Here is a 23,902-nt window from a genome sequence, read left to right as displayed (position 1 = left end):
CGTGGATGCTGTGCACGTAGTGTGCGGATCGCCTTCGCCGCTACCCTTCCAACCTTCCATCCCGCAACCGGTAACTCCGATGCACGATGCCCTCGGGCAGTGCGTCGTGGGTGATCATCAACAGACTGCGATTGCCCAGCGCCGCCACCATGTCCTGCAGCAATGCATGCGCGGTATCCACATCCAGGCCTTCGGTGGGTTCATCCAGCAACAGGATCGGTGCGTCACGCAGCAGCGCGCGCGCCAGCGCCAGGCGCCGCGCCTGCCCGGCTGACATCGTGGCGCCGTTCTCGCCCACCCACGCCGCCAACCCGCCGATCTGCTCGGCCCAGGCATGCAGACGGACCTCCGCGAGCACCTGCCACAAGCGCGCATCGCTGGCCGCCATGTCGCCGAGCCGCAGGTTGTCCGCCACGGTGCCAGCAAACACCGGCGCATTCTGCGGCAGCCAGGCGATCTGACGGTGCCAGTCGGCCTGCGCGAAACTGCGGATATCGGCATCACCGTAACGCACGCTGCCGGCCTCCGGATCCCACAGCCGCAACAGCAGCGAGGACAGCGTGGTCTTGCCACTGCCGCTGTCACCGCGGATCGCAATCCGTTCGCCCGGCGCGAGTTCCAGTTGCACCTGGTCGAGCAACACACGGCCCTGGCCGGGCCAACGGAACACCACCTGATCGAACCGCAGCGTTGCAGGCACGGATGGCACGGTCACCGGCGCGGCGGCTTCCACCACGCCAGGCGCCTGGTCCACGATGGCCTCCAGCCGCACCGCGGCGACGCGGCCGGACAACCACGATTGCCAGGCCAAGCCGATCCCGGCCCACAGCTCCAGCAGTGCGACGGTCAGGAATACCAGTGCGGCCGCCAGCGCGGCATCCACGCTGCCGCGCTCAAAGGCATGCAGGGCCAGCCACAGCATCGCGACCAGGCCACCCGCGCCGCACAGACCGTGCAATGTATTGCCACTGATCAGCCGCCAGCGGCGACGCTTGTCACGCGACTTCAGCTGTTTGGCTGCCACCCGCACGCGCTGGTTCCAATGCTCACGTGCCTGCAGCGCGGCGAGGTCGGCCGCGCCTTCCAGCCCTTCGAAGGATTGGGTACGCAGCTGTGCCCGGTGCAGCGCGCGGTCGCGCTCCTGGTCGGCGGCGCCACGCACGGTCAGCCACGGTACCCCCAGCCCGATCAGCAAGGCGAGCACCGCCAGCAGAGCGGCCGCTGGCAGATAGATGATGCCCGCCGACACCACCGCGACCAGCGAGATGCCGCCCAGCGCCAACAGCGGGCCGATCGCGCGTACCAGCAGGCCATCGACCTCGCCGATATCCGACATCAGCCGCGCCAGCAGTTCACCGGTGCGTACACCGGCCAGACGGGCCGGTGCCAGCGGCAGCGCACGACGGAAGAACCACACGCGCAGGTCACGTGCGATGCGCAGGGTGACATCGTGGCCGACCAGCTTTTCGAAATAGCGCGACACGATGCGCGCCATGGTCAGCCCGCGGATGCCCGCCGAGGGCGAGAAAAAGTTGAACCCATTGCCGAGCCCGGCGGCACCGGCCAAGGCGGCGGCGGTGAGGAAACCACCGGACAAGCCGAGCAGCGCGGTGCCGGCCAGCATCGTCGTCCACAGCAGCAGCACGGTCAGCAGCAGCCGGCCACGGTGCCGGGCGAACACGCCCTTCAGCGAATCGATGTGCGCCGCCTTCATGGCGTTACCTCCGAGGCCAGGCGCGCACCACCGGCGGTCAGGGTCAGGCGGGTATCTGCCCAGCGCATCGCGGTCTCGCTGTGGGTGGCGATCACCACGCTGCGCCCGCGCGCGAACGCCGCCAGGGTACGCAGCAGATCGGCTTCGGTGTCCGGATCGAGGAAGGCGGTCGGCTCGTCGAGCAGCAGCAGCTGCGGATCGCGCAGCAGCAACCGGGCCAGGCCGATGCGGCGCGCTTCGCCACCGGACAATCCGAAGCCGCGCTCACCGATCACGGTGTCCAGCCCCTGTGGCAGTGCGGCAGCGAAGCGCATCACCTGGGCGGCCTCGGCCACGGCGCGCAGGTGCGCATCGGTCGCGCCCGGTGCGGCCAGGCGCAGGTTGTCGGCGATCGTGCCGTGGAACAGATAGGGGCGCTGCCCGGCGTAGCCCACGTCCAACCCCGGGCGCAGCACGATGCTGCCCTCGCGCGGGGGCAGCCACCCGGCCAGTGCTTCCAGCAACGTGCTTTTGCCACTGCCGCTGGGGCCGATCAGCGCCACGCGCTGCCCGGGCTCGATCTGGAATGAAAGCTGCTGCACCACATCGTGATGCGCACCCAGTGGTCGCAGGCTCACCCCACTTACGACGACCGGCGGGGCGTGCTGTTCGAGCAGTTCCGGAGCGCGCGCGGTGGCCGGCGATGCGTCCTCGGCCACGGGGGCGTCCGGCAACTCGCCAAGCAGGCGCTCCACTTCGGCCGCCGCGGCCAGCGCGTTGGCGCGGTCGTGGTAATGCGCGGCCAAGCGCCGCAGCGGTGCATAGAACTCCGGTGCCAGCAGCAGGCAGAACATGCCCACGCCGAGCGTCGGCACCTGTGCATGCAGCGACATCAGGCCGAGATAGCTCAGGCCCAGATAGAGCGCCACCATCGCCACGCTGACCGACGCGAAGAACTCCAGCACCGTCGAAGAGAGGAAGGCGATCCGCAGCACTTTCAAGGTGCGCTCGCGCACACCTTCTGCCGCCGTGGCCACACCGTCCAGCTCGGCCTCGCCTCGCCCGTACAGGCGCAGCAGGCCGAGCCCCTTGATGCGATCGGCGAAGTGGCCGCTCATCCGCGCCAGTTCGCCCAGCTGCGCACGGCCGGCGGCTTCCGCGCCCCAACCCACCAGCATCATGAAGAACGGCACCAGCGGCGCGGTGAACAAGAGAATCAGTGCGATCACCCAATCGGTCCAGGCCACGGCGATGGCGATCAGCAGCGGGACCACGACCACTTCGATGCGGACGGGCTGATAGCCGGCGTAATAATTCTCAATCGCATCGGCATGGGCGAGCATCAGTTCACCGAGTTCACCGGTGCGCTGCTGGCGCAGCCACAGCGGGCCACGCCCGAGCAGCCGCTGGTAAACCCGTTCACGCAGCGCCAGCCGCGCCGCATCGGCGACGTCACCGGCTGCCGCCTGGGTCGCGCTCCCCAGCAGGGTGCGGATGCCCAGCACCGCCAGCAAGCCCAGCAGCACGGGCGTGGCGTCGGCCAGTGGGCGGTGATCCACCAGCACCGCCTGGATCAACCAGGCGATGGCAGCCGCCTGCCCGATCAACAAGGCGCCGGACAGGCAGATGCAGATCGCCGCCAGCCGCTGCTTGCCGCGGGCGGCCGCCGCCAGCCCGCCCAGCCAGTGCAGGCGACGGCGGCGCAGGGCGGTTGTCTCAACAATGGACGCGTCGGGGGGTATGCTCAAAACAAGTCACTGGCGGCCACAGGGAGGTTCCGTCGATTGTAGTAGGTGCTGGCCCCGCCCCCGTGCGGCCAGCGGTCGCAGGGGTGGGATGCATACGATCCCCGCGCAGGTCTGTTTGTACATTGATCTGAATCAAGGCTGTTTGAAGTTGCTGGTCACAGAATTCACCCCGTAGACCCCCCTTCCCGCCACCTGAAACGGCAAAACCCAACGAGGTAGCCAGGCCATGATTGATCAGACAGTCGTAGAACTGTCGCGGCTGCAATTCGCTCTGACCGCGATGTACCACTTCCTTTTCGTTCCCCTCACGCTTGGCCTGTCCTTCATGGTGGCCATCATGGAGAGCGTCTACGTCATGACCCGCAAACAGGTCTGGCGCCAGATGACGCTGTTCTGGGGCACGTTGTTCGGCATCAACTTCGCCATCGGCGTCGCCACCGGCATCGTGATGGAATTCCAGTTCGGCATGAACTGGTCGTATTACAGCCACTACGTAGGGGACATCTTCGGCGCACCGCTGGCGATCGAAGGCCTGATGGCGTTCTTCCTGGAAGCGACCTTCATCGGTCTGTTCTTCTTCGGCTGGAAGCGCCTGAGCCCGGTCAAGCACCTCACCGTGACCTGGCTGATGGCCCTGGGCACCAACCTGTCGGCGGTGTGGATCCTGATCGCCAACGGCTGGATGCAGAATCCGACCGGCGCGATCTTCAACCCGGAAACGATGCGCATGGAGGTGGTGGATTTCGCCGCCGTGCTGTTCAACCCGGTGGCCCAGGCCAAGTTCGTGCATACGGTCAGTGCCGGTTACGTGACCGGTGCGGTGTTCGTGATGTCGATCAGCGCCCTGTTCCTGCTGCGCAACAAGCACAAGGACATGGCACGCCGTTCCTTCGCGGTGGCGGCCGCCTTCGGCCTGCTGTCCTCGCTGTCGGTGGTGGTGCTGGGTGATGAAAGCGGCTATGCCGCCAGCGAACACCAGAAGATGAAGCTGGCCGCGATCGAAGCGATGTGGGAAACCGAGCGTGCGCCGGCCGACTTCACCGCCTTCGGCATTCCCAACCAGACCACCCAGCAGAACGATTACGCGATCAAGATCCCGTACCTGATGGGCCTGATCGCCACCCGTTCGCTGGACCAGCCGATCCCGGGCATCCTGGAACTGGTGGGGCGCGCCGAGAACCGCATCCGCGGTGGCCAGCTGGCCTACGGTGCACTGGAACGCGTGCGCAAGGACAAGAACGACGTCGAAGCGCGCGAGATGTTCGACCGCCATTGGCAGGATCTGGGCCACGGCCTGCTGCTCAAGCGCTATCGCGAGGACATCCTCAACGCCACCCCGGAAGAAATCTCCAAGGCCGCGATGGATACCGTGCCGCGGGTCGCCCCGCTGTTCTGGACCTTCCGCATCATGGCCGGGCTGGGCTTCTACCTGATCGCCTTCTTCGCACTGGCCTTCTACTACTCGTGCCGCCACAACTTCCAGGACAAGCGCTGGTTCCTCAAGCTCGCCCTGTGGTCGCTGCCGGCGCCGTGGATCGCGATCGAATGCGGTTGGTTCGTGGCCGAGTACGGTCGCCAGCCGTGGGCGGTGGACGGCGTGCTGCCGACCTTCTACGCCGCCTCGGGCCTGGCCCTGCATGAAATCCTGACCACGCTGGCGGTATTTACCGCGCTGTACACGGTGCTGCTGGTCATCGAAGTGAAGCTGATGCTCAAGGCGATCCGCAAGGGCCCGGACGACATCCTGCCGTCGCTGCAGGCTGCAGCCACGTCCCTTTCCCCCAATGCCGCTGCGCCGACCCACGGTCGGGCGTAAGGCAGGAGAACCCAGATGGAATTCATTGGACTCGATTACACCACGCTCCGCGTGATCTGGTGGCTGCTGCTCGGCATCCTGCTGATCGCCTGGGCGGTGATGGACGGTTTCGACCTCGGCGTCGGCACGTTGCTGCCGTTCGTGGCCAGAACCGATGACGAACGCCGGCTGGTGATCAACACCGTCGGCCCGGTGTGGGAAGGCAACCAGGTGTGGCTGGTGCTCGGTGGCGGCGCGATCTTCGCCGCCTGGCCGCCGCTGTACGCGGTCAGCTTCTCCGGCTTCTACCTGGCGGTGTTCCTGATGCTGTTCGGGCTGATCCTGCGCCCGGTCGCCTTCAAGTACCGCAGCAAGATGCCCGGCAAGCGCTGGCGCGAGAACTGGGACCGTGCGCTGTTCGTCGGCGGCCTGCTGCCGGCACTGATCGCCGGCGTGGCGGTGGGCAACGTGCTGGTCGGCGTGCCGTTCCACTTCGATGACAGCATGCGCATCTTCTACACCGGCACCCTGATCGGCCTGCTCAACCCGTTCGCGCTGGTGGCTGGGTTGGTCAGCGTGGCGATGGTGGTCTCGCACGGTGCCGCGATGCTGGTGCTCAAGACCGATGGCCCGGTGGCCGAGCGCTCGGCCCGCTACGGCAGCGTCGCGGCAATGCTGACCTTCGTGCTGTTCGCCCTGGCCGGCGTCTGGGTGGCCTTTGGCCTGCCGGGCTACCAGATCACCTCCCAGGTGGTCACCGATGGCCCGACCAACCCGCTGCTCAAGACCGCTGCCGTCGGTGCGGTCGCCGGTGGCTGGCTGCGCAACTACCAGAGCATGCCGCTGACCCTGCTGGCCCCGATCCTCGGGCTGGTCGGTGCACTGGCCAGCGCGGTGCTGCTGCGGGCCCGCCGTGGTGGCCTGGCCTTCCTGGCCTCGGGGGCCTCGATCACCGGCATCATCCTGACCGTCGGCTTTGCGATCTTCCCGTTCCTGCTGCCCTCCTCCAGCCAGCCGGGCTCCAGCCTGACCGTCTGGGACAGCTCCTCCAGCCACCTGACCCTGGGGATCATGCTCATCGCCACGGCCATCTTCCTGCCGATCATCATCGCCTACACCTCCTGGGTCTACCGCGTGATGAAGGGCAAGACCACGGCCGAAGAGATGGGCGACAACCCCAACGCTTACTGACGCGCCCCACGGCGCCATAGGAGACTTACCATGTGGTACTTCGCTTGGATTCTGGGTGCAGGGCTGGCTTCGGTCGTGGCCATTCTCAACGGCATGTGGTTCGAAGCCCGCGAGCAGAGCCGTACGGATCACGAAGAAGGCTAAAAAAAGGTTGCCGATCGGGTCTTCACACCGTATCCTTGTCGGCTCCTTCGGGGTGTAGCTCAGTCTGGTAGAGCGCTACGTTCGGGACGTAGAGGTCGCAGGTTCGAATCCTGTCTCCCCGACCACTTCGGTGGTCGTATTGAAGCCTGGGAACACGTTTCCAGGCTTCTTTATCAAGGGCCGTGGCAACACGGCACCGAAGGTGAAAAACGCGATCCCCCCTTGCCGCCGACCGGCGGGATCGATACAATAGGCGGCTCCTTACGGGGTGTAGCTCAGTCTGGTAGAGCGCTACGTTCGGGACGTAGAGGTCGCAGGTTCGAATCCTGTCTCCCCGACCATTTAATGGTCACAATCAAGCCTGGAAGACGTCACTGTCCTCCGGGTTTTTTTGTGCCTGGCGATTGGCAGGCCGGGTAGCGGCTGCGGATCTCCCCTTCGCAGCTGCCGGTGTAGCGGTACCCGCTGCGCATCATGCAGTGCTGCAGATCATCGAACGTGCGGCCCAGGGCCTGCTGGATCACCGCCGCGCTGGACTTCTGAGGCGTGGAGACGTGGTAACCACCATTGGCGGCCCCACCACATTCGCGCCAGTCGGCATCGCGGGCCGCGCCGTCATCGCCCATCTTCTGCCAGGTGTCGCGTGGCGGCACGAGGGTACGGCTGACCGATGGATCGCCATTCATCCACATGCCGCCGATGCCGCAGGCGCCGAGGCTGAGGGCCAGGCACAGGGCGGTGACGGCGCGTGGGTGCAGCTCAATCACACACGCCCCGAAGATACGCATTCGCCCGTGCCTCGGGTGATGCGGCCGAGCGTTCAGGGGTCGCCGCGCGGAAAGTGATGCCAAGCTGCTCGGCGCTGCGTTGCAGCCCTTGCATCTTCGGCGACTGGCCTGCGACCGTGAGGGTCAGATAGGAAAGGCGCTGCTGCTTGAAGCTGCCGAGCGCCGACTGGACTGCTTTTCGTGTGACATCTTCGCTCTCACCGGCGACGACCAAGCGGGTCATCGGTGGCTCGGCACCCCGGGCCATGAGCGCCTTCAACTGATCCATCCATGCAGCCTTGCTCACCACCGAGCCCAGCATGAGGTTGGCCACGGGATTGCCTGCCGAGGGAACATCAATGTAGAAGGCCGCGCATCGCACCGCTTGTGCCGACTGCGGCGATTCGAGCAGCTCAGGATCAGCGCACGCTGCGCCGGCGATGCCCAGGAGAGTCAAACCAAGCGCGAGGCGGGCAGACGATCCAGATAGTGGACGAAAGAATGACTGCATGTTCTGGCTCCCGAGGATAGTGATACGCACTGGATGGAGGACCGCATACGCCTCGGCGCATCAGCGCTGCGACACGGACCCCTCCGCACGCTGGCATGCAGGGAAACGACTGGGAATCTCACCCTGGCAGGTACCGGTGTACTGATACTGTTTACCCATCATGCAACGTTGAATCTGATCGAATTTCGCACCGGAGCGCGCGGCCGTCTCAGCACCTGTAGTGCCTGGCAGCACCGCATAGTTCCCCTTCTCCGTACCCCCGCAGGACACCCAGTCGAGCTGACGCGCTTCAGGTGTATTGGACGGGTGCTGCCAGCTTTCCATCAATGAAGGTGGGTTGGCCAGCCGCTCATACGCCGCTTTATCGCAGTAGATCATCGGTGTCTGCGGCCCACAGATGCGGCCATTGCCAATCACGCAACCGGACAGCAACGCGACTGCCAATGCAGCTCCAGCCGCTCTGATCTGTCGTTGCGCAGACGGCTCAATCATGCAGCAATCTCCCCGAACCGGACTGGCAGGCGGGATAGCGGCCCGGAATATCGCCTTCGCAGGAACCGATGTAGTGATACTCCTTTCCCAACATGCAACGTTGCGCAGCGTAGAGTTTCTCGCGCGAAAGCTCGGCATCCTCTTGAGGAGTATCCCCTCGCCGGTCTGCCGAAATGTTCCCACTTCGTTGGCCACCGCACGCCTGCCAATCCAGGTCGCGTACCAGGACGCTCGCATCCGGCCGGGTCCACTCGTGGCCCGGCGGGCTGAGGTGCCGGGTCGCAGCGGGATTGCCGTTCATCCACAACCCGCCTGCACCGCAAGCGGTCACGCCCGACAGCACGGCCAGCACGGTCATTGTGCGACAAATGCGCAACGCGAAATGATTGCGGGAGATGAACGGCCTGGGGTAAAGCAGCATCCTGGTCACCGCACTCAGTCCACCGGGAACCCACCAGGCACGAACTCGAATCCTTTCCCGGTCATGCACGCATCACTCAGCTGACTCAGCCGCGTACCAATTTCCTTGCGCCGCTTTTTCTGCGCAGCGGTACGATCAGCGTGCCAGATCTTGGTAATCACCGAGCTCTCCTTCAACAGCCCGGCGTACTCTTCATTGTTCCGCAATTCCTGACTGCATTGCTGCCGAGCCTGGTCCGCGTCGGCTTTGCTGGCACCTGCCTTACGCCAGTGCTGTTTGGTGGGCATGACGCGAACGGAACCGGCCGGAACGGGTCCAATGTCCGTTGTGGCCACCCGGCCCGGCGCCGCAGGTGCCGTGGCACATCCGGCAACAGTGATAAGCGCGGCCGCCGCCAGCATCGAGGTGTACTTCCTGATCATCGTTTTTCAGCCTCACGTTTGGGGACCTGCCTGACAGGTTGATTGATCTTACCGATGCCCCACACCTTGTCCGTGATGGACCGCAGCTCCGTACCGTCCGCGGGCAGGTAACCCACGTAGGCACTGTGCGACCCCGGGAAGCTGCCCTGATTCTTCTCGGAGGTCGCCGGGTTTCCGCCAAGAATGACGCGCCAGCTGCCTACGATGTCCGTCGGATGAGTGTTCTGCCATACCTCTCCCCTGGCGTCACCAATCAACCCGACCAACCCCAGCGCTTGTTGTGCATTGGCTGCAGCCCCGTTGTAGAGGATGTAGCCGATGGGGAACATCTTCTGGTCGTCGCCTCGAAGCTGCAACATCGCATTGGTGAAGGTCATGCTGCCGCGGCTGTGATTGACGGCATTGAACTCCCATCCCTCCTCCCTGGCACGCTCCAACAGCGCAATGTTGGCCTGCGATGCGGCCGTCACAGGCAGCATGACGCCCGTAAGGCTGCCCAGGATGCCATTGGCTTTGTCGTACATCGCATACAGCCCTTCGGCCACCTTGTTGCCGGTGTAAGGGTTCAGGATGTAATACACCCCGGACGCGTTGGCTTCATTGGTGTTCTGCTTCGCGCCTGTGGCAAGCGCGTAGGGCTCAGCGTTGAAAATGCCGTTGTTGAAGATGTACAGCTTGCCGTCAATGGCCTGGACATCCTCCAACGCCAGTTCGGTCTGACGGCAGTTGGTCCCGCCCGCTTCACAGGTCTGCAGGACAATGCGACTTTGCTCCGTCGCTGCTTTATGCACAAGATCCGTCGTCCAGGCAGTGCCTTGGCGGAAGGCTTCGCCGGTGATCGCGTGCTCCGCAGCGGCACGCTCTTCGAGACGCTCAAGATCGATCAGCGCGGCAGATTGATGGGCGTTCAGCGTGTCGCGATTCAGCCCGGCCACCTGTTCTTCTGCCCCCTTGCCAGTCAGCGCGCGCTGGAGCTCATCATCCGTGATCAACACAGCGCCATCGCTGATCGCCGCACGGGTTGTCCCCTGCGAGCCGTCACTGGCGTCGCCATGGATCAGCTTGTTGCCGATGATCGTCTTGGTGGCGCCGTACAAGCCGGAGAAGGTTTCATCGGTGACACCGATTCCGCCGCTACTGGCCTTCGCGCTCGAAGCGTTCTCTATGTCGCTGACCACCAGTGCAGCTGTCTGAAGTCGATTCCTGCCGGCATCAATTGCTGCATCGCTGGAGCTGATCGCACCACCGACAAGCTGTGTCGTCCCATCCACATTGATCTGGAAGCCGCCGTCACCCGCACGAATGGCCGACTGCTCGGTGACACTGGCAAATTCACTGTCGCTCTTCTGGTTGAGCATGTAGGCACTGCCACTGAAACCCGCACCGAAAGTGACGCTGCCCCCGACGGTTCTGTCCTTGCTGTGGAAGCTGTGGGTATCCTGCAGACTCTCCACCGCCAGGTTGCCACCGACGTTCATTGCCACCTGCTCACCTGAAACTACCGCGCCACGCAGCGTGGTGTCGCCGCCCGATTCGATGACCAACGACTCTCCTGCAGTCAGGTGCGTCGTGTTCCAGTAGACGTCCTCGCCCTTGCCGCTGCCCCGCGAAGCACTGGCATTGGCCGTGATGCCGGCGCTGGCACCGCCCGAGCCCACAGCGATGGCCACGCCTACGCCGCCACTGGCGCTGCTGCTCTTGCGCTCCATCTCGATCACGTCACGGGACGCAAGAAGCGCGACGTCTCCGTCCGCCTTGAGGCGGATGTTGCCGTCTGCCGTTACGTCACTGCCCTGAATCGTAATATCCGACGCGTTGCCAGCGCCCGTGGCACTGATCCGGACGTCGCCGCCGGCCCGGATCGATGACGCTGCCGCCGTGTCGCTCTGCGTTGTCGTCCGGCTGTCGCTCTTGCTGGCCCCCACGGTGATGGAAATGTTCAACCCGCCAGCCGCGCCTGGATCCGCGCCGACCGCATCGACGCCTTCCTTCACCGCACCCGCTGCTGTCGCAGCACCCATCGCCTGCTTACGCCAGTCAGAGGTCTTGCTGGTCGCACTTGCCATGTTGCCGGCGGTCTGCAGTGCAGTGATCACCGGCGCAGTGACCGCAACAGTGAGACCGGCCTGCCTGAACTTGCTCTCCTGCGCCGTCGTCTGCGTTTCGCGGGCCTCCAGAATCGCGACCTCACGCGCGTGGATGTCCACATCGCCCTCCGGCGCGAGGACGTCACTGCCAATCTGGCGATACGCCCCGCCCGCCAGCAGCACGACATCGCCTGCGAGCGAGCCGACGGTCGACCCCGCCGCGGTGTTGCGCGTGGCCTTGTTGTCGTCGCTCTGCATCTGCGTGCCGGCCGTGATCGCAGCGCCACCGTTGTAGATCAGGCCACTCTGCTCCTTCTTCTTGAAGTGGCTTTCCGTCGCCGATTCGCGAGCGGCCTGGATCACCAGATCCTGGTCGGCGGCAATCGTGGTGCCGACATCGGAGATCACGTCGCTGCCGGTGATGGTGACGTTGCGTCCTTGGATGGCCACTGTGTTCCCGCCAACCGTGCTGCCCTGGGCAACGGTTTCATCGAGGCTGTCGCGGGTGGTGCGGGTCGTGGTGTTGAGCAGGCCGCTATGCCGGTGCTTTCGACCCTCGCTCCAGTTGTAACTGTCTTCGGACACCCCGATGTTGAGGTTGCCGGTCGCCACCGCGACCAGGGCACCCTCGGCGCTGTTGACCGTCGCTGCCTGCAACTCCATGTCCCGACCTGCCTGCAGCTGGACATCGCCGACAGTCCGGACATTGGTACCAACGCCACGGCTGTACCCGCTGCGCAGATAGTTGTCGGCATTGCGCACGTTGTTCTCCTGCCGCGCCTCCCGTACGGTGCCCAGTGACAGGTCGCGGCCGGCGGCGATCACGGTTTGCCCACCGGAGCCCGCGTTGACGATCTCGGCTCCGTCAAGACGAACATCACGCACCGCGCTCGCCAGCAGCGTGCCCCCAGCCTCACTCACGAACAACCCGGCCACGCGGTCGATGTTGGTCCGGCTGAAGTCGCTCAACCCCGCGGTGTTCTGACCGCTGCGGGTGGTGGTGACCAGGTTCAGATCACGGCCGGCGCTGGCGACCAGCACGCTGCGCGCATCGATCAGGCCGCCGAGGTTGTCCAGATCGGTACGCGCGTTGGCACTGACCGTGTCACCGCTGATGCGGCCGTCCAGGTTGCGCAGGTTCTGCGCGTCAATCTTCACCGCGGTACGGCCGGCGATGGTCCCGCTGTTGACCAGGTCGCCGCGCAGGTTCAGCTCCACCGAGCGGCCGGCCAGCAGCGTGCCGGTGCCGTCGATATCACCGGGGCGCACGCGAACGTACACCTGCGGAACCAGTGCGGTGGTGGTGCTGCCATCGGCCAGGGTCACGCGCTGCTCGACCAGCCAGACGATGTCGCTGGTGAGCTGGGCCATCTGTGCCGGGGTCAGCGCCACGCCGGGGCGCAGGCCCCAGGCGTCGGCGATGGTGGCCGCGTTGTCGAGCAGCGCGCGGTATTGCGCTTCATCGTCGGCATAGCCATCCAGGAAGCGGCGGCCGGTGAGCTGGGCGACCTGATCGCGGACCAGCTTCTGTTCGTAGAACCCATCGCCCAACCGCTTCTGCACGTTGGCCGGGTCCACGCCCATCTTCTGCAGCAGGTACTCCGAACCGAGCCAGTTGCGGTAATCGGCAAAACGCGGATCGGTTTCGACCAGGTATTGGCCGGCATTCGGCCCGCTCTGGAACAGGCTGGTCTGCGGCAGTTCGGCATCCACGCCGATGGTGCGGATCACGGTCGGCTGGTTGCCCGCCGCGCCCTGTGCGCCGGTGCCCGCCGTGCTGCCGGGACCGGCCAGCGAGGCGACGCTGGCGCTGACTTCGGTCACCTGGCGCTGTCCACCGATGGCGCCGGCGTCGGCTGCGCCGCCGACCTGCCCACCGACGGTACCGGTACTGACCCCGCCCACCTGGTAGCCGCTGCCACCATCGCGCGTGTTCTGTTCGGTGCGGGTCACGCCCAGATTGATGGTGCGCACTTCATCGGCCGGGCGATAGGCGATCTTCCGGTCCCACTTGCGCTCGTGATAGCGCTTGAAACCACCGCGCCAGCGGCTGTAGGTGTATTGGCTGGTGCCTTCCTCGTGCACGCGGTACTCGCCGAATGCATCGATGTTGCGCAGGTTGCCGAGATCGCCCAGCAACGCGCCGCCAGCCAGGATCTGGCTCTTGTCGTTGATCAGCTCATCGCCACGCAGCGTCATGTTACCGCCGGAAATGATGCGACCCGGCGCGCTGGAGGTGACCTGGGTTTCGTACTCGGTGTGGGTGACGTCGTACTGCGTCCAATCCTTGACGTCGCCGCTGCCGTTCTTCCACCAGTACTTGCCGGCACGGCTCCAGCTGGACCAGGTGAACTCGCTGGCATCATGCATGCCGGGCGTGCCCTTGGGCTGGATGTACAGCTTCTTGGTCGGGCCCACCACCATCACTTCGGTGGTGGCGAAATGCTCGTTGCTGTTGAGCAGGCGCGTGGCATCGATACTCAAGCCACCCAGCGACTCGATGGTCGCGCTGGCGTTGTGCACCGAGCCGGCGCGACCGACTGCATGGCCCTGCGCATCCAGCGCACCGCCGATGTTGAGTGCGCTCTCGCCACCGCCAGCACTGAAGATCAGCGCCTGCTCGCGGTTGACCACGGTGCCGGCGCCGATGTCCAGGCGCTCACGCGCAGCAATGGTGGCCGCGCGGGTGACGCCCTCCAGCGTTTCATCACTGTTGACCAGGGTCGTGGCACCGATCGACAGGCGGTCGCCATAGATGCGGCCGGTGCCAACATTGAGGATCACATCGGCATCGATGCGGGTATCCACGCCGTCGATCAGCCCCCGGTTGCCAAGCACGCCATCGGCGCGCACCTGGGTGCGGAGGCCGCTGATCTCGCCGGTGGCGAGGTTGTCGATCTGGCGTGCATGCAGGTCCAGATCGCCGGCCTGCACTTTGCCTGCATTGGTCCACAGCCCCTGCGTGGAGACCGTGGCCTTGCCATTGGCGGTGATCTGGCCATCGTTGCGGTAATCCTGCTGCAAGGCCAGCACCAGGTCGCCCTGCGACAACACCCGGCCCGTGCCATTGAGTGCGTTGGCATGCAGCGTCTGGTTGCCCGCGGACAGCAGCGTGCCGTCGGTGTTGCCGACCTGGCCGGCACGCACGTCCAGACTGCCCGCCGAGGACACCAGGCCTTGCTGGTTGAACAGTGCATCGGTCGCCTGCAGCGCGATGCGCTGGTCGGCAGCGATCATGCCGCTGCTGTTGTCGATCTGCGCGGCGGTGAGGTCCACGTTGCGACCCTGCAGGCCGAGCGCGGTGCCGCCGCCGCTCGTGGCGCGGTTGTCGATGCGCGCGGCATGGGCGACCAGATCGCCACCGGCCACGGCCAGCCCGGCCTGGTTGACCAGCTCACCGCTCAGAGCGAGGGTCAGATTCTGGGCAGCCTGCAGGCGGCCGCTGCTGTTATCCACGTGCTGCGCCTGCAGCAGCAGCGAGGAGCCGCTGCCGACCTGCCCGCCGCTGCGGTTGTCCAGCGAGGCCAGCCGCGCGTCCAGCGCCGTCTGCGCCTGGACAAGGCCGGCACGGTTGTCCAGTCCACCGGCACGCAGGGTCAGCCCGGCACCGCTGACGATGCCGCCACGCGCGCCCGCGTCGGTATTGCCCAGCCGCTGGCCGTGCGTATCGATGCTCATCCCACCACTGGACTGCAGCAGGCCCGCGCGGTTCTCCAGCGCGCCACTTCGGAGATCCAGGGTGCCGGCGGTGGCGGCGATGATGCCTTCACTGTTGTCCACGCCGCCCAGACGCGTATCCAAGGCGACGGAGGCGCCGGCCAGCGTGCCACGCACGTTGGTCAGCCCTTGGCTGGTCACCGACAGCGCACGCTCGGCCTGGATCACGCCGGCGCTGTTGTCGATGTCCGTCCCGCTGGCGAGGGTGACATCGCCCTCGACCGACGCCAGCGTGCCGGCATCGCGGTTGACGATGCGGCCGGCCTGCACGCGCAGCGCATCATTGGCGGCGATCGTGCCGGCACTGTTGTCCAGGGTCTGCGCGATCTCCACGTCGAGCATGTCGCCCGCGTTGACCGTACCGCCGCGGTTGTCGACGCTGCCCGCACGCAGCTGCTGCGCGCCACCGGAGGCGATCAGGCCGCCCTGGCGGTTGTCGAGCAGGCTACCCACGCCGAGTTGAAGCGCACTGTCGCCCGCCGCCTGGACGGTACCGGCCTGGTTGTCCAGCTGGCCTGCCTGCAGGTCCAGATCGCCCGCGCTGGCCAGCGTGCCGCGCTGGTTGTCGATCGTGCCGGTCACCTGCAGCGCGGAGGCCGCATCACCTGCTGCCAGAATCTTGCCGTCGCGGTTGGAAAGGTTGCCTGCCTGCACGGCCAGCGCGCCGTTGCCGACGATGCTGCCAGTGTCGTTGTACAGCGCGTTGGCCACGCGCAGGCCCAGCGCGTCGGAACCGGTGGCGATCAGTTCGCCACGGCGGTTGTCCAATTGGCCCGCATCGATCTCCATGCGGACGGCGGACGTCACACCACCGGAGACATCGAGGTTCTGGCCCTGCAGGTGCAGGGCGCCATTGCTGAGCAGCTTGCCGCCCGCGCCGGCCAGCGTCGCCGCGTTGATGTCCAGCCGCCCGCTGCCGGCCTGCTGCACCTGCCCGCCCGCGTTGTTCAACAGCGCTGTGGCGATCGCCAGGTCACCGTTGCTGGCGAGCGTGCCGCCACTGTTGTCGAGCGCGGTTGCCGCCCCGATCCGGTTGGCCTGGTTGCCGGTGGCCAGCACTTGGCCACCGCGGTTGTCCATCGTATCCACCTGGAGGTCGAGCGTGCCCGCCTGCAGATCGGCCTGGCGATGATCGACCTGGCCGGCGCGCAGAGTGAGCGTACCGGCGGTGGCGATCTCGCCGCGCTGGCCCTCCAGCGTGCCGGTGGTGAGCTGCAGCCCATCGCTGCCGGCGTGCAGCAGCGCGCCATCGGTGTTGACCAGCACCGCGCTGGCCAGCGCCAGCGATGCCGCGTTGCTGGCAAGACTGCCGCCGGTGTTGTCGAGCGTGCCTGCCACCTGCAGCTGGGCCGGCGCGCTGCCGCTGTGGGCGATCCTGCCGCCGTGGTTGGACAGCTGCGCCGCGCGCACATCAAGCGCACCGCCGACATTCAGCACCCCAGTGTCGTTGCGCAGTGCCTCGCCCTGCACGCGCAGGTCACGCTGCGTGGTCAGCTCGCCCTGCCGGTTGGAGAGCGTGCCACCCTCCACGGCCAGATCGCGCACCCCGAGGCGACCGCCGTCGTTGTCCAGGTCGCTGGCACGCAGGTCGATGTCGCCCCCGGCCAGCACGGCGCCGCCATCATTGTCGAGCAGTCCCGCGATCACCACGCGGCCCTGCGCGAGCGGCGCGGTCGTCGGTGGAGTGATGACGGGCGTGCCGCCGTCGGTGCCCCCCGTGCCGGTCCCGGGCGTGCCGGGGCCGCCCGGGCCCGCCCCTTCGCCCGGCGTGGTCGGCGCGGTGCCGTCCTGTTGGGCCAGCGCCCCGATACTGCCCTTGTCACGGTTCTGCAGCCGCGCGCTCTGTACCGCCAGTGCCTGCACGCCCGCCTGTTCGATGCGCCCGTCGCGGTTGGCCAGCGAGGCGGCCTCCACATCCAGGCGGGTGCCGTTGAGCTGGCCGCCGCTGTTGTCCACGTCCTGGCCGGTGCGCAGGTTCAGTTCACGCCCGGCGCTGACCAGCCCTTCGTTGCGTACACCGCCGGTGGCAGCGATGCGCGTATCGTCGCGCGCCTGCAGTTTGCCGGTGTTTTCCAGCCGGCCATCGACAGTCACGACCAGCTCCCCGGTCTGCGCCCCGAGGTTGCCCGCATTGCGCACGCCCACGCCGTGCTCGGTGCCCATGAGCAGGATCTTGTTGGCGTACATGCCGCCCAGCTGGGCCACATCGAGCGCGTACTGCGGCGCATTGCCTTCGGCGGCCTGCGCCTGCACACGGCTCAGATCGGCGCTCACCGTATTGGCGCCGGTGGTGACCTGCAGCTGCTGTGCCCACAGGCCCGCGTTGAGCTGCACCGAGCGCGCGATCAGATCGGTGTAGTCGACCCGGCTGGCATCCATGCCGGCGCCGAAGATATGGATCGCACCGCCTTGCACGCGGTATCCCTCCAGCGCGCCGCCGTTGAACATCGGGGTGCCGGTGGTCAGGGTGATGCGGTTGGCGTTGATGAAGCCGCAGCCGTCGCAATCGATACCAGCGGGGTTGGCGATCACCACCTGCGCACGGTCGCCGGCCACTTCCACGTAGCCGCGCAGCTGGCTCGGGTTGGCGCCATTGACCTCGTTGAGGATCACCCGCGCAGTGCCGCCGGCCAGCCACGGATTGCCCTGCACCCAGCCGCCGAGCTGGGACTGCGTGTTGCCGCGCGAATTGTTGAGGATGACGCCCTGCTGGTCGACGTCGAAGCGCTGGTAGGTATTGCGCGAGACACCGGCCGCACTCGGGGTCTGGATGTTGATCTGCGGCGTGCCGTTGGCGGTTTCCAGCACGGTCGGGCGCTGGTTGCCGGGCGCATTCGGATCGGCCACCACCTGCGCCGCGGCCAGGCCGCTCACGCCGACCCAGCCCAGCATCACCCACAGCGCGAACGCCATCGGGCGCAGTGCCGCCGTGCGATCGCCATCCTGCCCGGTACCGGCGCCGCCGGGGCGCGGCGTGATTTCCGCGGCGACCTGCCAGAGCATGAGGGCGTGGTTGAACACGAGGCGGTACAGATGCTTGTTCATGACAATTCCTTTGTGTGCGTGCGGTCGGTGCGGCGCGAACGCGCCCGCACTGAAATCAGAACGACCAGCTCAGGGTGAATCCGGTGACGGTATAGGCGTTCTGGAAACCAGAGGGCTTGTTCAACGGGGCGCCGACGAAGCCGTCCCAGTACAGGCCGCGATACGACCCGCGCAGGCCGATCACGCTGCCCGCCAGGTCATTGCCTACCTGCCATTGCGTGGCGCTGCCGCCGACATGGCCGTAATCGGCGCCAACGTAGAATTCCTGCCCGCCGCCCAGGGCCAGGCCGATGTCGTTGCGGATGAGCCAGCCGCGCTCACCCATCAAGGACATCTCGCCATCGAAGCCGCGCACGGTGTAGCGCCCGCCGATCGCGAAGCGGTCCTGCGGCACCAGCCCGCCACGGTTCCATTGCGCTCGCCAGCTGCCGGTGTAACGCAGGCGCTGCTGGCCGAGCTGGAACGGGACGCTCAGCTGTGCGTCGGCGAAGTAGATCTTCGGGTGCGAGGTGGCTTCACCGAACAGCTCCTCGGGCGCTGCGATCGAACCGAACGCCCCGGTGCCGCGGCGGAAGCCGACGGTGCCATCGAGCGTGGCCTGGCCGATGAAATGACGGTGGTTCAGGCCGAGCTCCCAGCCGCCCATGCGCCGGCGCTGGACCAGGATTTCGGTGTCGTCGATGAAGTTGCGCGAATCGCGCTCCCACGCACGCAGGTACATGCTGGTCTTGCTGTCCGCATTGCGGAACAGCAGGCGCGTGGCGCGCACTTCGGCGTTGTAACTCTCGCCGCTGTAGAGATACGACTGCTGGTTGCCGGCCACGGTCTGCTCGTACTCGTAGCCACTGCGCGTCGCGCCGAACAGCCAGTAGCCGACGGGAATCGAGTAGTGGAAGGTGAAGCCCTTGGTACCGCGCTTGCCGCCACTGAACACGTCGTGGTTGAGGTTGACGTAGAACAGGTCGTTCTGGCGCAGCGCGTGGTCCAGCGACATCGTCGCACCGGCCTGGGTCTTGCCGGTGGCCTTGCTGCCGGAATCGTCCAGGCTGAGGTTGAAACGGACCAGCCGCTGCTGCGACCACTGCACCACCAGGTCACTCTGGCCAGGTGCGGCGTCGTCACCTTCGGCCGGGCTGATCTGGATGTCGGCCTCGGCGGTCGGCACGCGCTTGAAATTCTCCAGCCCCTGTTCGATATCGCGCAGGTTGAGCAGGTCGCCACTGCGTGCCGGGATCGCGTTCCACAGGGTGGCGTCACGATGGGTGCCCTCGGCGAAACGGATCTGGCGGAGCGTGCCGGGCACCACGGTCAGTGCCAGGGTGCCGGTGGTGAGGTCCTGCGGCTGGGCCAACACGCGCGTGGTGACGAAGCCGCGCTCGACGATCGCGTTCTGTACCCGCGACATCACCACGTTGATACCGGCGGTGCCCAGGCAGCGGCCGAGCGCCGGATCGCCTTTGACGTTGGCTGCGGGCAACGCCCACTGGAAACGGTCGGCCTGCTCGCCCTCCAGGGTGATGCGGTCGATCACGAAGCAGGGTGCTTCGTCCTGGGGCAGCCGCTCCGGTGCGGCCACCGGCGCGTCCTGCAGACGTGCATCGGGCCGGGTTTCAAGCTGCTCGCGCAGGGCGCGTTCGCGCTCCTGCTGGCGGAGCAGCTCCTGATCCGGGGCGGGCAGCTGCTGGGCACTGGCCGGCAGATAGACCAGGGCCAGCGCGGCCGCCAGCGGGGCCAGAAGGAGGGTGCGCCGGGAAGCGCCATGGGAACCGGCGCGAGCCGGGGTGGGTAGTACGTTGTTTGGCATGCAGGATCTCGAACGTGGGCTGGCACGAACCATCGTTCGCTATAGACCGCCCCTATGGAGGCCCGCCAATTTAAGAGCTATTCGCGACATGAGAACCGTCAAAAACCCCACCCTTCCGGTAGGGCAACCACCCGCTCGCTTGTAGGAATTTTCCTAAATAGTCATTTTTTTGACGCAGCGCACATGGAACGGGACCGCCTGGCCCTTGTTGTGAAGGCGTTTTCACACGTAGCACGACGCGCGGCGGGGCATCGTGCCCGTGGCCGGTCCCCTCGCCTCCGAGCCGCACCACCGCGCCCCACCCCGCGCGACCAGCCGGGGTCTAACCCGTACAATGGCCGGTCCTGGCCCCGCCTTCGGCGGCGGCCAGTCCCCTACCCCGCAGACGCCGGCCACTGGCCGGTCTCTGCCGTTGCACCCGCGCGCCCGCATGGCCGCGGTGCGCCACCTGTCAGGAAACATGCTGATGACTCACCCCACCCCACCGTCCCAGTCCCTGCTGCACGGGCGCCTTCTCGCCTTCGCTGCGATCCTGCTGGCCGCGTTGAACCTGCGCACCGCGGTCACCTCGCTGACCCCGCTGCTGGATGTGCTCGGCCAGACCTTCGGCTTCGGCACCACCATGACGGGCGTACTCGGCATGCTGCCGACGGCGGCCTTCGCGTTGTTCGGGGTGACCACCCCGGCCGTCGCGCGTCGCCTGGGCCTGGAGCGCACCGCGCTGCTGGCGATGAGCCTGGCCACCGTGGGCCTGCTGCTGCGCTCGATGGCCGGCGGCGTGGGCAGCCTGCTGTTCGGCTCGGTGGTGGCGCTGGCGGGTATGGGCATCGGCAACGTGGTGGTGCCACCGCTGGTGAAGCGTTACTTCGCCAACCGCGTGGGCACCATGAGCACGCTCTACATCACGGTGCTGCAGATCGGCACTATGATGCCGGCCCTGTTGGCGGTGCCGGTCGCGCAGCAGGCGGGCTGGCGCGTATCGCTGGGCATCTGGGCGCTGATGTCGCTGGCTGCGGCACTGCCGTGGCTGATGCTCTCGCGCGCACGTCCGCACCCGGACACGATCAGCGCCGCCAACGATCCCTCCAGCGCGCCGCACGGCAAGGTCTGGAAGACGCCGCTGGCGTGGGGCATGACCCTGATGTTCGGCATGACCTCGTTGATGACCTATTCGATGTTCACCTGGCTGCCGCGGATCGTGGTCGAGGCCGGTGCAACACCGGCGTTCGGCGGCATCATGGTGGCGATCTTCGCGGCCTGCGGCCTGCTGCCATCGCTGACCATGCCGGCCCTGGCCGTGCGCCTGCGCAATCCCTTCGGGCTGGTGTTGATCGGCTTCAGCGCGTTCCTGATCGCCTTCGCCGGCCTGTTGTTCGCCCCGATGAAGGCCCCGTGGCTGTGGGCGGTGCTGCTCGGCATCGGGCCGTCCACGTTCCCGCTGGCCCTGACCCTGATCAACCTGCGGACCCGCACCCCCGCCGGTTCGGCCGCGTTGTCCGGCTTCATGCAGGGCGTGGGCTATGCCTTCAGCTGCCTGGGCCCGTTCCTGTTCGGCTGGCTGCACGCGGTCAGCGGCGGCTGGCACCTGCCGTTCGGCTTCCTGGTCCTGTGCGCGGTGGTGCTGTTGTGCGCCTCGTGGGTCGCCTGCAAACCGCAGAAGCTCGAAGACCAGTGGTAGGCGCCCCGCCGCGTCCATCTACACGCGTTGTGCGCAACTGCTGACGTAGCGTGTCGCTAACTGACCCGGTGGGCTGCACCGGGCAGCGTTCGGAGCCTCTGGCGTCGCCAGCCGGCTGAACAGCTTCATCGCGATGGAGTGCGCCGTCCTTGGCTGCGACATGGCCTGAATCTGTAGCGATTCAATGACTTGCCCCTCCCCTCCGGGTTCCACCCGGGGGCTGATGGGTCGTACCCGCGTCTTAACGATTTGGCAACAACTGCGCAGTCAGGCACGATTGGCATGTGATGTGCGTCACACTTTTGACGCAACACACCTTTGAAAGGATGCTCCAAGGGGGGTTCCATGTACGACCATCGGCCGCTGGCGCTCTGCGTCGGCCTGGCATGCGCGACACTCGCTTTTTCCGCTCCGGCGGCTGCAGCCACTGCGCGGGACAACGCATTGGCCGAGATCGGCCAGTTCCGGGACCATGCCCAATGGCTGGATGCACTGGCGGCGATCGAGCGGGCACGGGTGCAGTCGCCCGACGACGCATTGCTGTATCGCCTGCAGGTGCTGACCTTGGCGGACATCGGCAACGCGCACCGCGCCTGGCAGCTGTACCTGGCGCGCCCCACCCTGTTCGATGCGGCACAGAAAGAACGGCTGGAAGGCAATTATCTGGCCAAGCTGGTGGGCTGGAGCCTGGCGTATGGCCCCAGCGAGGACACCCGCCTGGATGAAGCCGATGCCGCGCTGGTGCAGATGCAGCAGTACCTCGAACGCGATGGCACCACCGTGCAGCAGGCGCCGCTGCGGATCCGCCATGACCGGCTGATCCTGCTCAACCGGCTGGGCCGCCATGCGCAGGTTCGCGAGGAGTACCGCACGCTGCTCGCCGAGGGCCACCCGGTGCCGAACTATCTGCTGGCCGCCGTCGGCGATTCGCTGATGGCCACGCAGCATCCGGCCGAGGCGATCCCGGTGCTGGAAGCCGCACTCAAGGCTGACCCGTCGCTGCCGCAGGCGCGTTCGGAACTGGCCTATGCGTATCTGGAGGACGAGCAGGCCGACACCGCGATCGCCCTGCTGAAGAAGTGGCAGGCCGATGAGCCCGCGTGGCGCTGGGCCAACGGTGCCAAGGCACCCTATCCGAACTGGCCGCGCTACGAGGCCGACCTCAACCTGGCCATGGTGCGTGCCTACAGTGGCGACCTGCCCACTGCGCAGCGCGATCTGGAGAAGATGGTCGAGATCGGGCCAGGCAATACCGGCTCGCAATCCTCGCTGGGCAACATCTACCTGATGCGTGGCTGGCCACGGCGGGCGCTGGAGCGCTACAGCATGGCCAACACGCTGGACCCGCGCGACGTACCGGCGCGGCTGGGCCAGTACGACGCCTACGTGCAGGTGCAGCGCGATGACCTCGCGCGCCCCATCCACGACACGCTGCTCGCTGCCTACCCCAACCAGCCCTCCGTGCAGCGCATGGACCGCAGCTGGCGCGCGCACCGTGGCTGGCAGTGGCATGCCTACGCCGAAGGCGGGCGCAGCTCCGGCGGTGGCGGTGCGTCACCGCTGGGCAACGATGACGGCCGCTACGGCGTTGAAGTGCAGTCGCCGGTGCTGGACGACCGCTGGCGCCTGGTCGCGTTCGCCGATCGGCGCAGTGTGGATTTCCAGGACCAGACCATCGACCCGCTGCGGATCGGCGTGGGCACCCGTTACCGCTACGGGCGTGCCGATGCCGAAGCCTTCGTCAACCGCGCCAACGACCACATCGGCGATACCGGCCTCAGTGCCGGGTTCGGCTGGCAGTTCAGCGATCAATGGCATGCCGGCATCACCGCCGCACGCAATGACCCGGATGCCTCGATGCAGGCGCGCGTCTCAGGCATCACCGCCGACAGCATTGCGCTGGCAGCCGACTATCGCCGCGATGAACGTACTCACTGGAGCCTGGGCGCCAGTCAGTTCCGCTACGACGACGGTAATCGCCGCGATACCGTCAGCACCGCCATCGAACAACGCCTGATGACCCGGCCGACCGTGTTCGTGGATGGCCTGGGCAGCCTGTACGCCAGCCGCGGCAGCCGCGACGACGTGCCCTACTTCAACCCATCCGAGGACCACTCGGTGGAGATCGGGCTGCGCGTGGACCAACAACTGTGGCGTCACTACGAACGCCACTTCCGCCATCGCCTGACGGTCTCGGTGGGGCAGTACTGGCAGCGGGGCTATGGCAGCGCGATCGTGCCTTCGGCCGAGTACCGCCACGAGTGGCAGCTCGGCGAAGGCCGCATTTTCGAGTACGGCATCCGCTGGTCGCGACCGGTCTATGACGGACAGCGTGAACGACATATCGGCCTGGATGCCGGCCTGCGGTGGGGAGAATGACATGCAGC

The 23,902-nt window shown here is 66.6% G+C and carries 14 protein-coding genes and 2 tRNA genes; 7 read left to right on the top strand and 9 right to left on the bottom strand.

Translation table 11 applies throughout. From position 1 onward, the window contains the following. Positions 1–40: 40 nt before the first annotated feature. Complete coding sequence (cydC, locus tag ABE483_RS11320) at positions 41–1,714, bottom strand: thiol reductant ABC exporter subunit CydC (protein WP_346481725.1); 1,674 nt, start codon at positions 1,712–1,714, stop codon at positions 41–43. Continuing rightward, the gene (gene cydD / locus ABE483_RS11315; protein ID WP_313212261.1) at positions 1,711–3,441 is read right to left on the bottom strand and encodes a thiol reductant ABC exporter subunit CydD; all 1,731 of its coding nucleotides are present in this window, start codon (positions 3,439–3,441) and stop codon (positions 1,711–1,713) included. The genes cydC and cydD overlap by 4 nt, the downstream gene beginning before the upstream one ends. Positions 3,442–3,667: 226 nt before the next feature. Between cydD and ABE483_RS11310 the strand changes: the two genes are divergently transcribed. The 5 genes from ABE483_RS11310 to ABE483_RS11290 all read left to right on the top strand — a co-directional run bounded on the left by ABE483_RS11310 (position 3,668) and on the right by ABE483_RS11290 (position 6,912). Continuing rightward, a complete protein-coding gene (locus ABE483_RS11310; protein ID WP_313212262.1) occupies positions 3,668–5,257 on the top strand; it encodes a cytochrome ubiquinol oxidase subunit I in 1,590 nt (529 codons plus the stop codon). Between the two features lie 15 nt (positions 5,258–5,272). After that, complete coding sequence (gene cydB, locus ABE483_RS11305) at positions 5,273–6,427, top strand: cytochrome d ubiquinol oxidase subunit II (protein ID WP_313212263.1); 1,155 nt, start codon at positions 5,273–5,275, stop codon at positions 6,425–6,427. A 30-nt stretch (positions 6,428–6,457) separates the two neighbouring features. Continuing rightward, on the top strand, positions 6,458–6,571 hold the full coding sequence (gene cydX / locus ABE483_RS11300; protein ID WP_019182852.1) for a cytochrome bd-I oxidase subunit CydX: 114 nt from the start codon (positions 6,458–6,460) through the stop codon (positions 6,569–6,571). A gap of 48 nt (positions 6,572–6,619) precedes the next feature. Further along, positions 6,620–6,696 (top strand) — tRNA-Pro (locus ABE483_RS11295). Positions 6,697–6,835: 139 nt separating this feature from the next. Next, a tRNA-Pro gene (locus ABE483_RS11290) sits at positions 6,836–6,912 on the top strand. Positions 6,913–6,942: 30 nt separating this feature from the next. Here ABE483_RS11290 and ABE483_RS11285 read toward each other — a convergent pair. Genes ABE483_RS11285 through ABE483_RS11255 form a run of 7 tightly spaced genes read right to left on the bottom strand, consistent with a single transcriptional unit; the run spans position 6,943 to position 19,837 of the window. Beyond that, positions 6,943–7,338, bottom strand: coding sequence for a hypothetical protein (locus tag ABE483_RS11285; protein ID WP_346481724.1), 396 nt, complete (start codon positions 7,336–7,338; stop codon positions 6,943–6,945). After that, positions 7,331–7,849: a hypothetical protein gene (locus ABE483_RS11280; protein ID WP_346481723.1), complete on the bottom strand. Its 519-nt coding sequence runs from the start codon at positions 7,847–7,849 to the stop codon at positions 7,331–7,333. Before ABE483_RS11280 ends, ABE483_RS11285 begins: the two co-directional genes overlap by 8 nt. Positions 7,850–7,909: 60 nt before the next feature. Beyond that, positions 7,910–8,341, bottom strand: coding sequence for a hypothetical protein (locus tag ABE483_RS11275; protein WP_313218882.1), 432 nt, complete (start codon positions 8,339–8,341; stop codon positions 7,910–7,912). Beyond that, the gene (locus ABE483_RS11270) at positions 8,334–8,762 is read right to left on the bottom strand and encodes a hypothetical protein (RefSeq protein WP_346481722.1); all 429 of its coding nucleotides are present in this window, start codon (positions 8,760–8,762) and stop codon (positions 8,334–8,336) included. The genes ABE483_RS11275 and ABE483_RS11270 overlap by 8 nt, the downstream gene beginning before the upstream one ends. 14 nt (positions 8,763–8,776) lie before the next feature. Continuing rightward, positions 8,777–9,184, bottom strand: coding sequence for a hypothetical protein (locus ABE483_RS11265; protein WP_019182850.1), 408 nt, complete (start codon positions 9,182–9,184; stop codon positions 8,777–8,779). Continuing rightward, complete coding sequence (locus ABE483_RS11260; RefSeq protein ID WP_346481721.1) at positions 9,181–18,033, bottom strand: hemagglutinin repeat-containing protein; 8,853 nt, start codon at positions 18,031–18,033, stop codon at positions 9,181–9,183. The genes ABE483_RS11265 and ABE483_RS11260 overlap by 4 nt, the downstream gene beginning before the upstream one ends. A gap of 55 nt (positions 18,034–18,088) precedes the next feature. After that, on the bottom strand, positions 18,089–19,837 hold the full coding sequence (locus ABE483_RS11255; RefSeq protein ID WP_346481720.1) for a ShlB/FhaC/HecB family hemolysin secretion/activation protein: 1,749 nt from the start codon (positions 19,835–19,837) through the stop codon (positions 18,089–18,091). A gap of 466 nt (positions 19,838–20,303) precedes the next feature. On the opposite strand from ABE483_RS11255, the gene ABE483_RS11250 reads away from it, so the two are divergent. Both ABE483_RS11250 and pgaA read left to right on the top strand, forming a co-directional pair. Next, positions 20,304–21,515, top strand: a complete 1,212-nt coding sequence (locus tag ABE483_RS11250; RefSeq protein ID WP_070470219.1) for an MFS transporter — start codon at positions 20,304–20,306, stop codon at positions 21,513–21,515. Positions 21,516–21,860: 345 nt separating this feature from the next. After that, positions 21,861–23,894 (top strand): poly-beta-1,6 N-acetyl-D-glucosamine export porin PgaA, encoded by a 2,034-nt coding sequence (gene pgaA / locus ABE483_RS11245; RefSeq protein ID WP_346481719.1) that lies wholly within the window; start codon positions 21,861–21,863, stop codon positions 23,892–23,894. The last annotated feature ends 8 nt before the right edge of the window (positions 23,895–23,902 follow it).

Origin of the sequence: Stenotrophomonas sp. TWI602, assembly GCF_039674045.1 — a bacterium.
Lineage (GTDB): Bacteria > Pseudomonadota > Gammaproteobacteria > Xanthomonadales > Xanthomonadaceae > Stenotrophomonas.
This window is presented reverse-complemented; position numbering and strand designations above follow the sequence as displayed.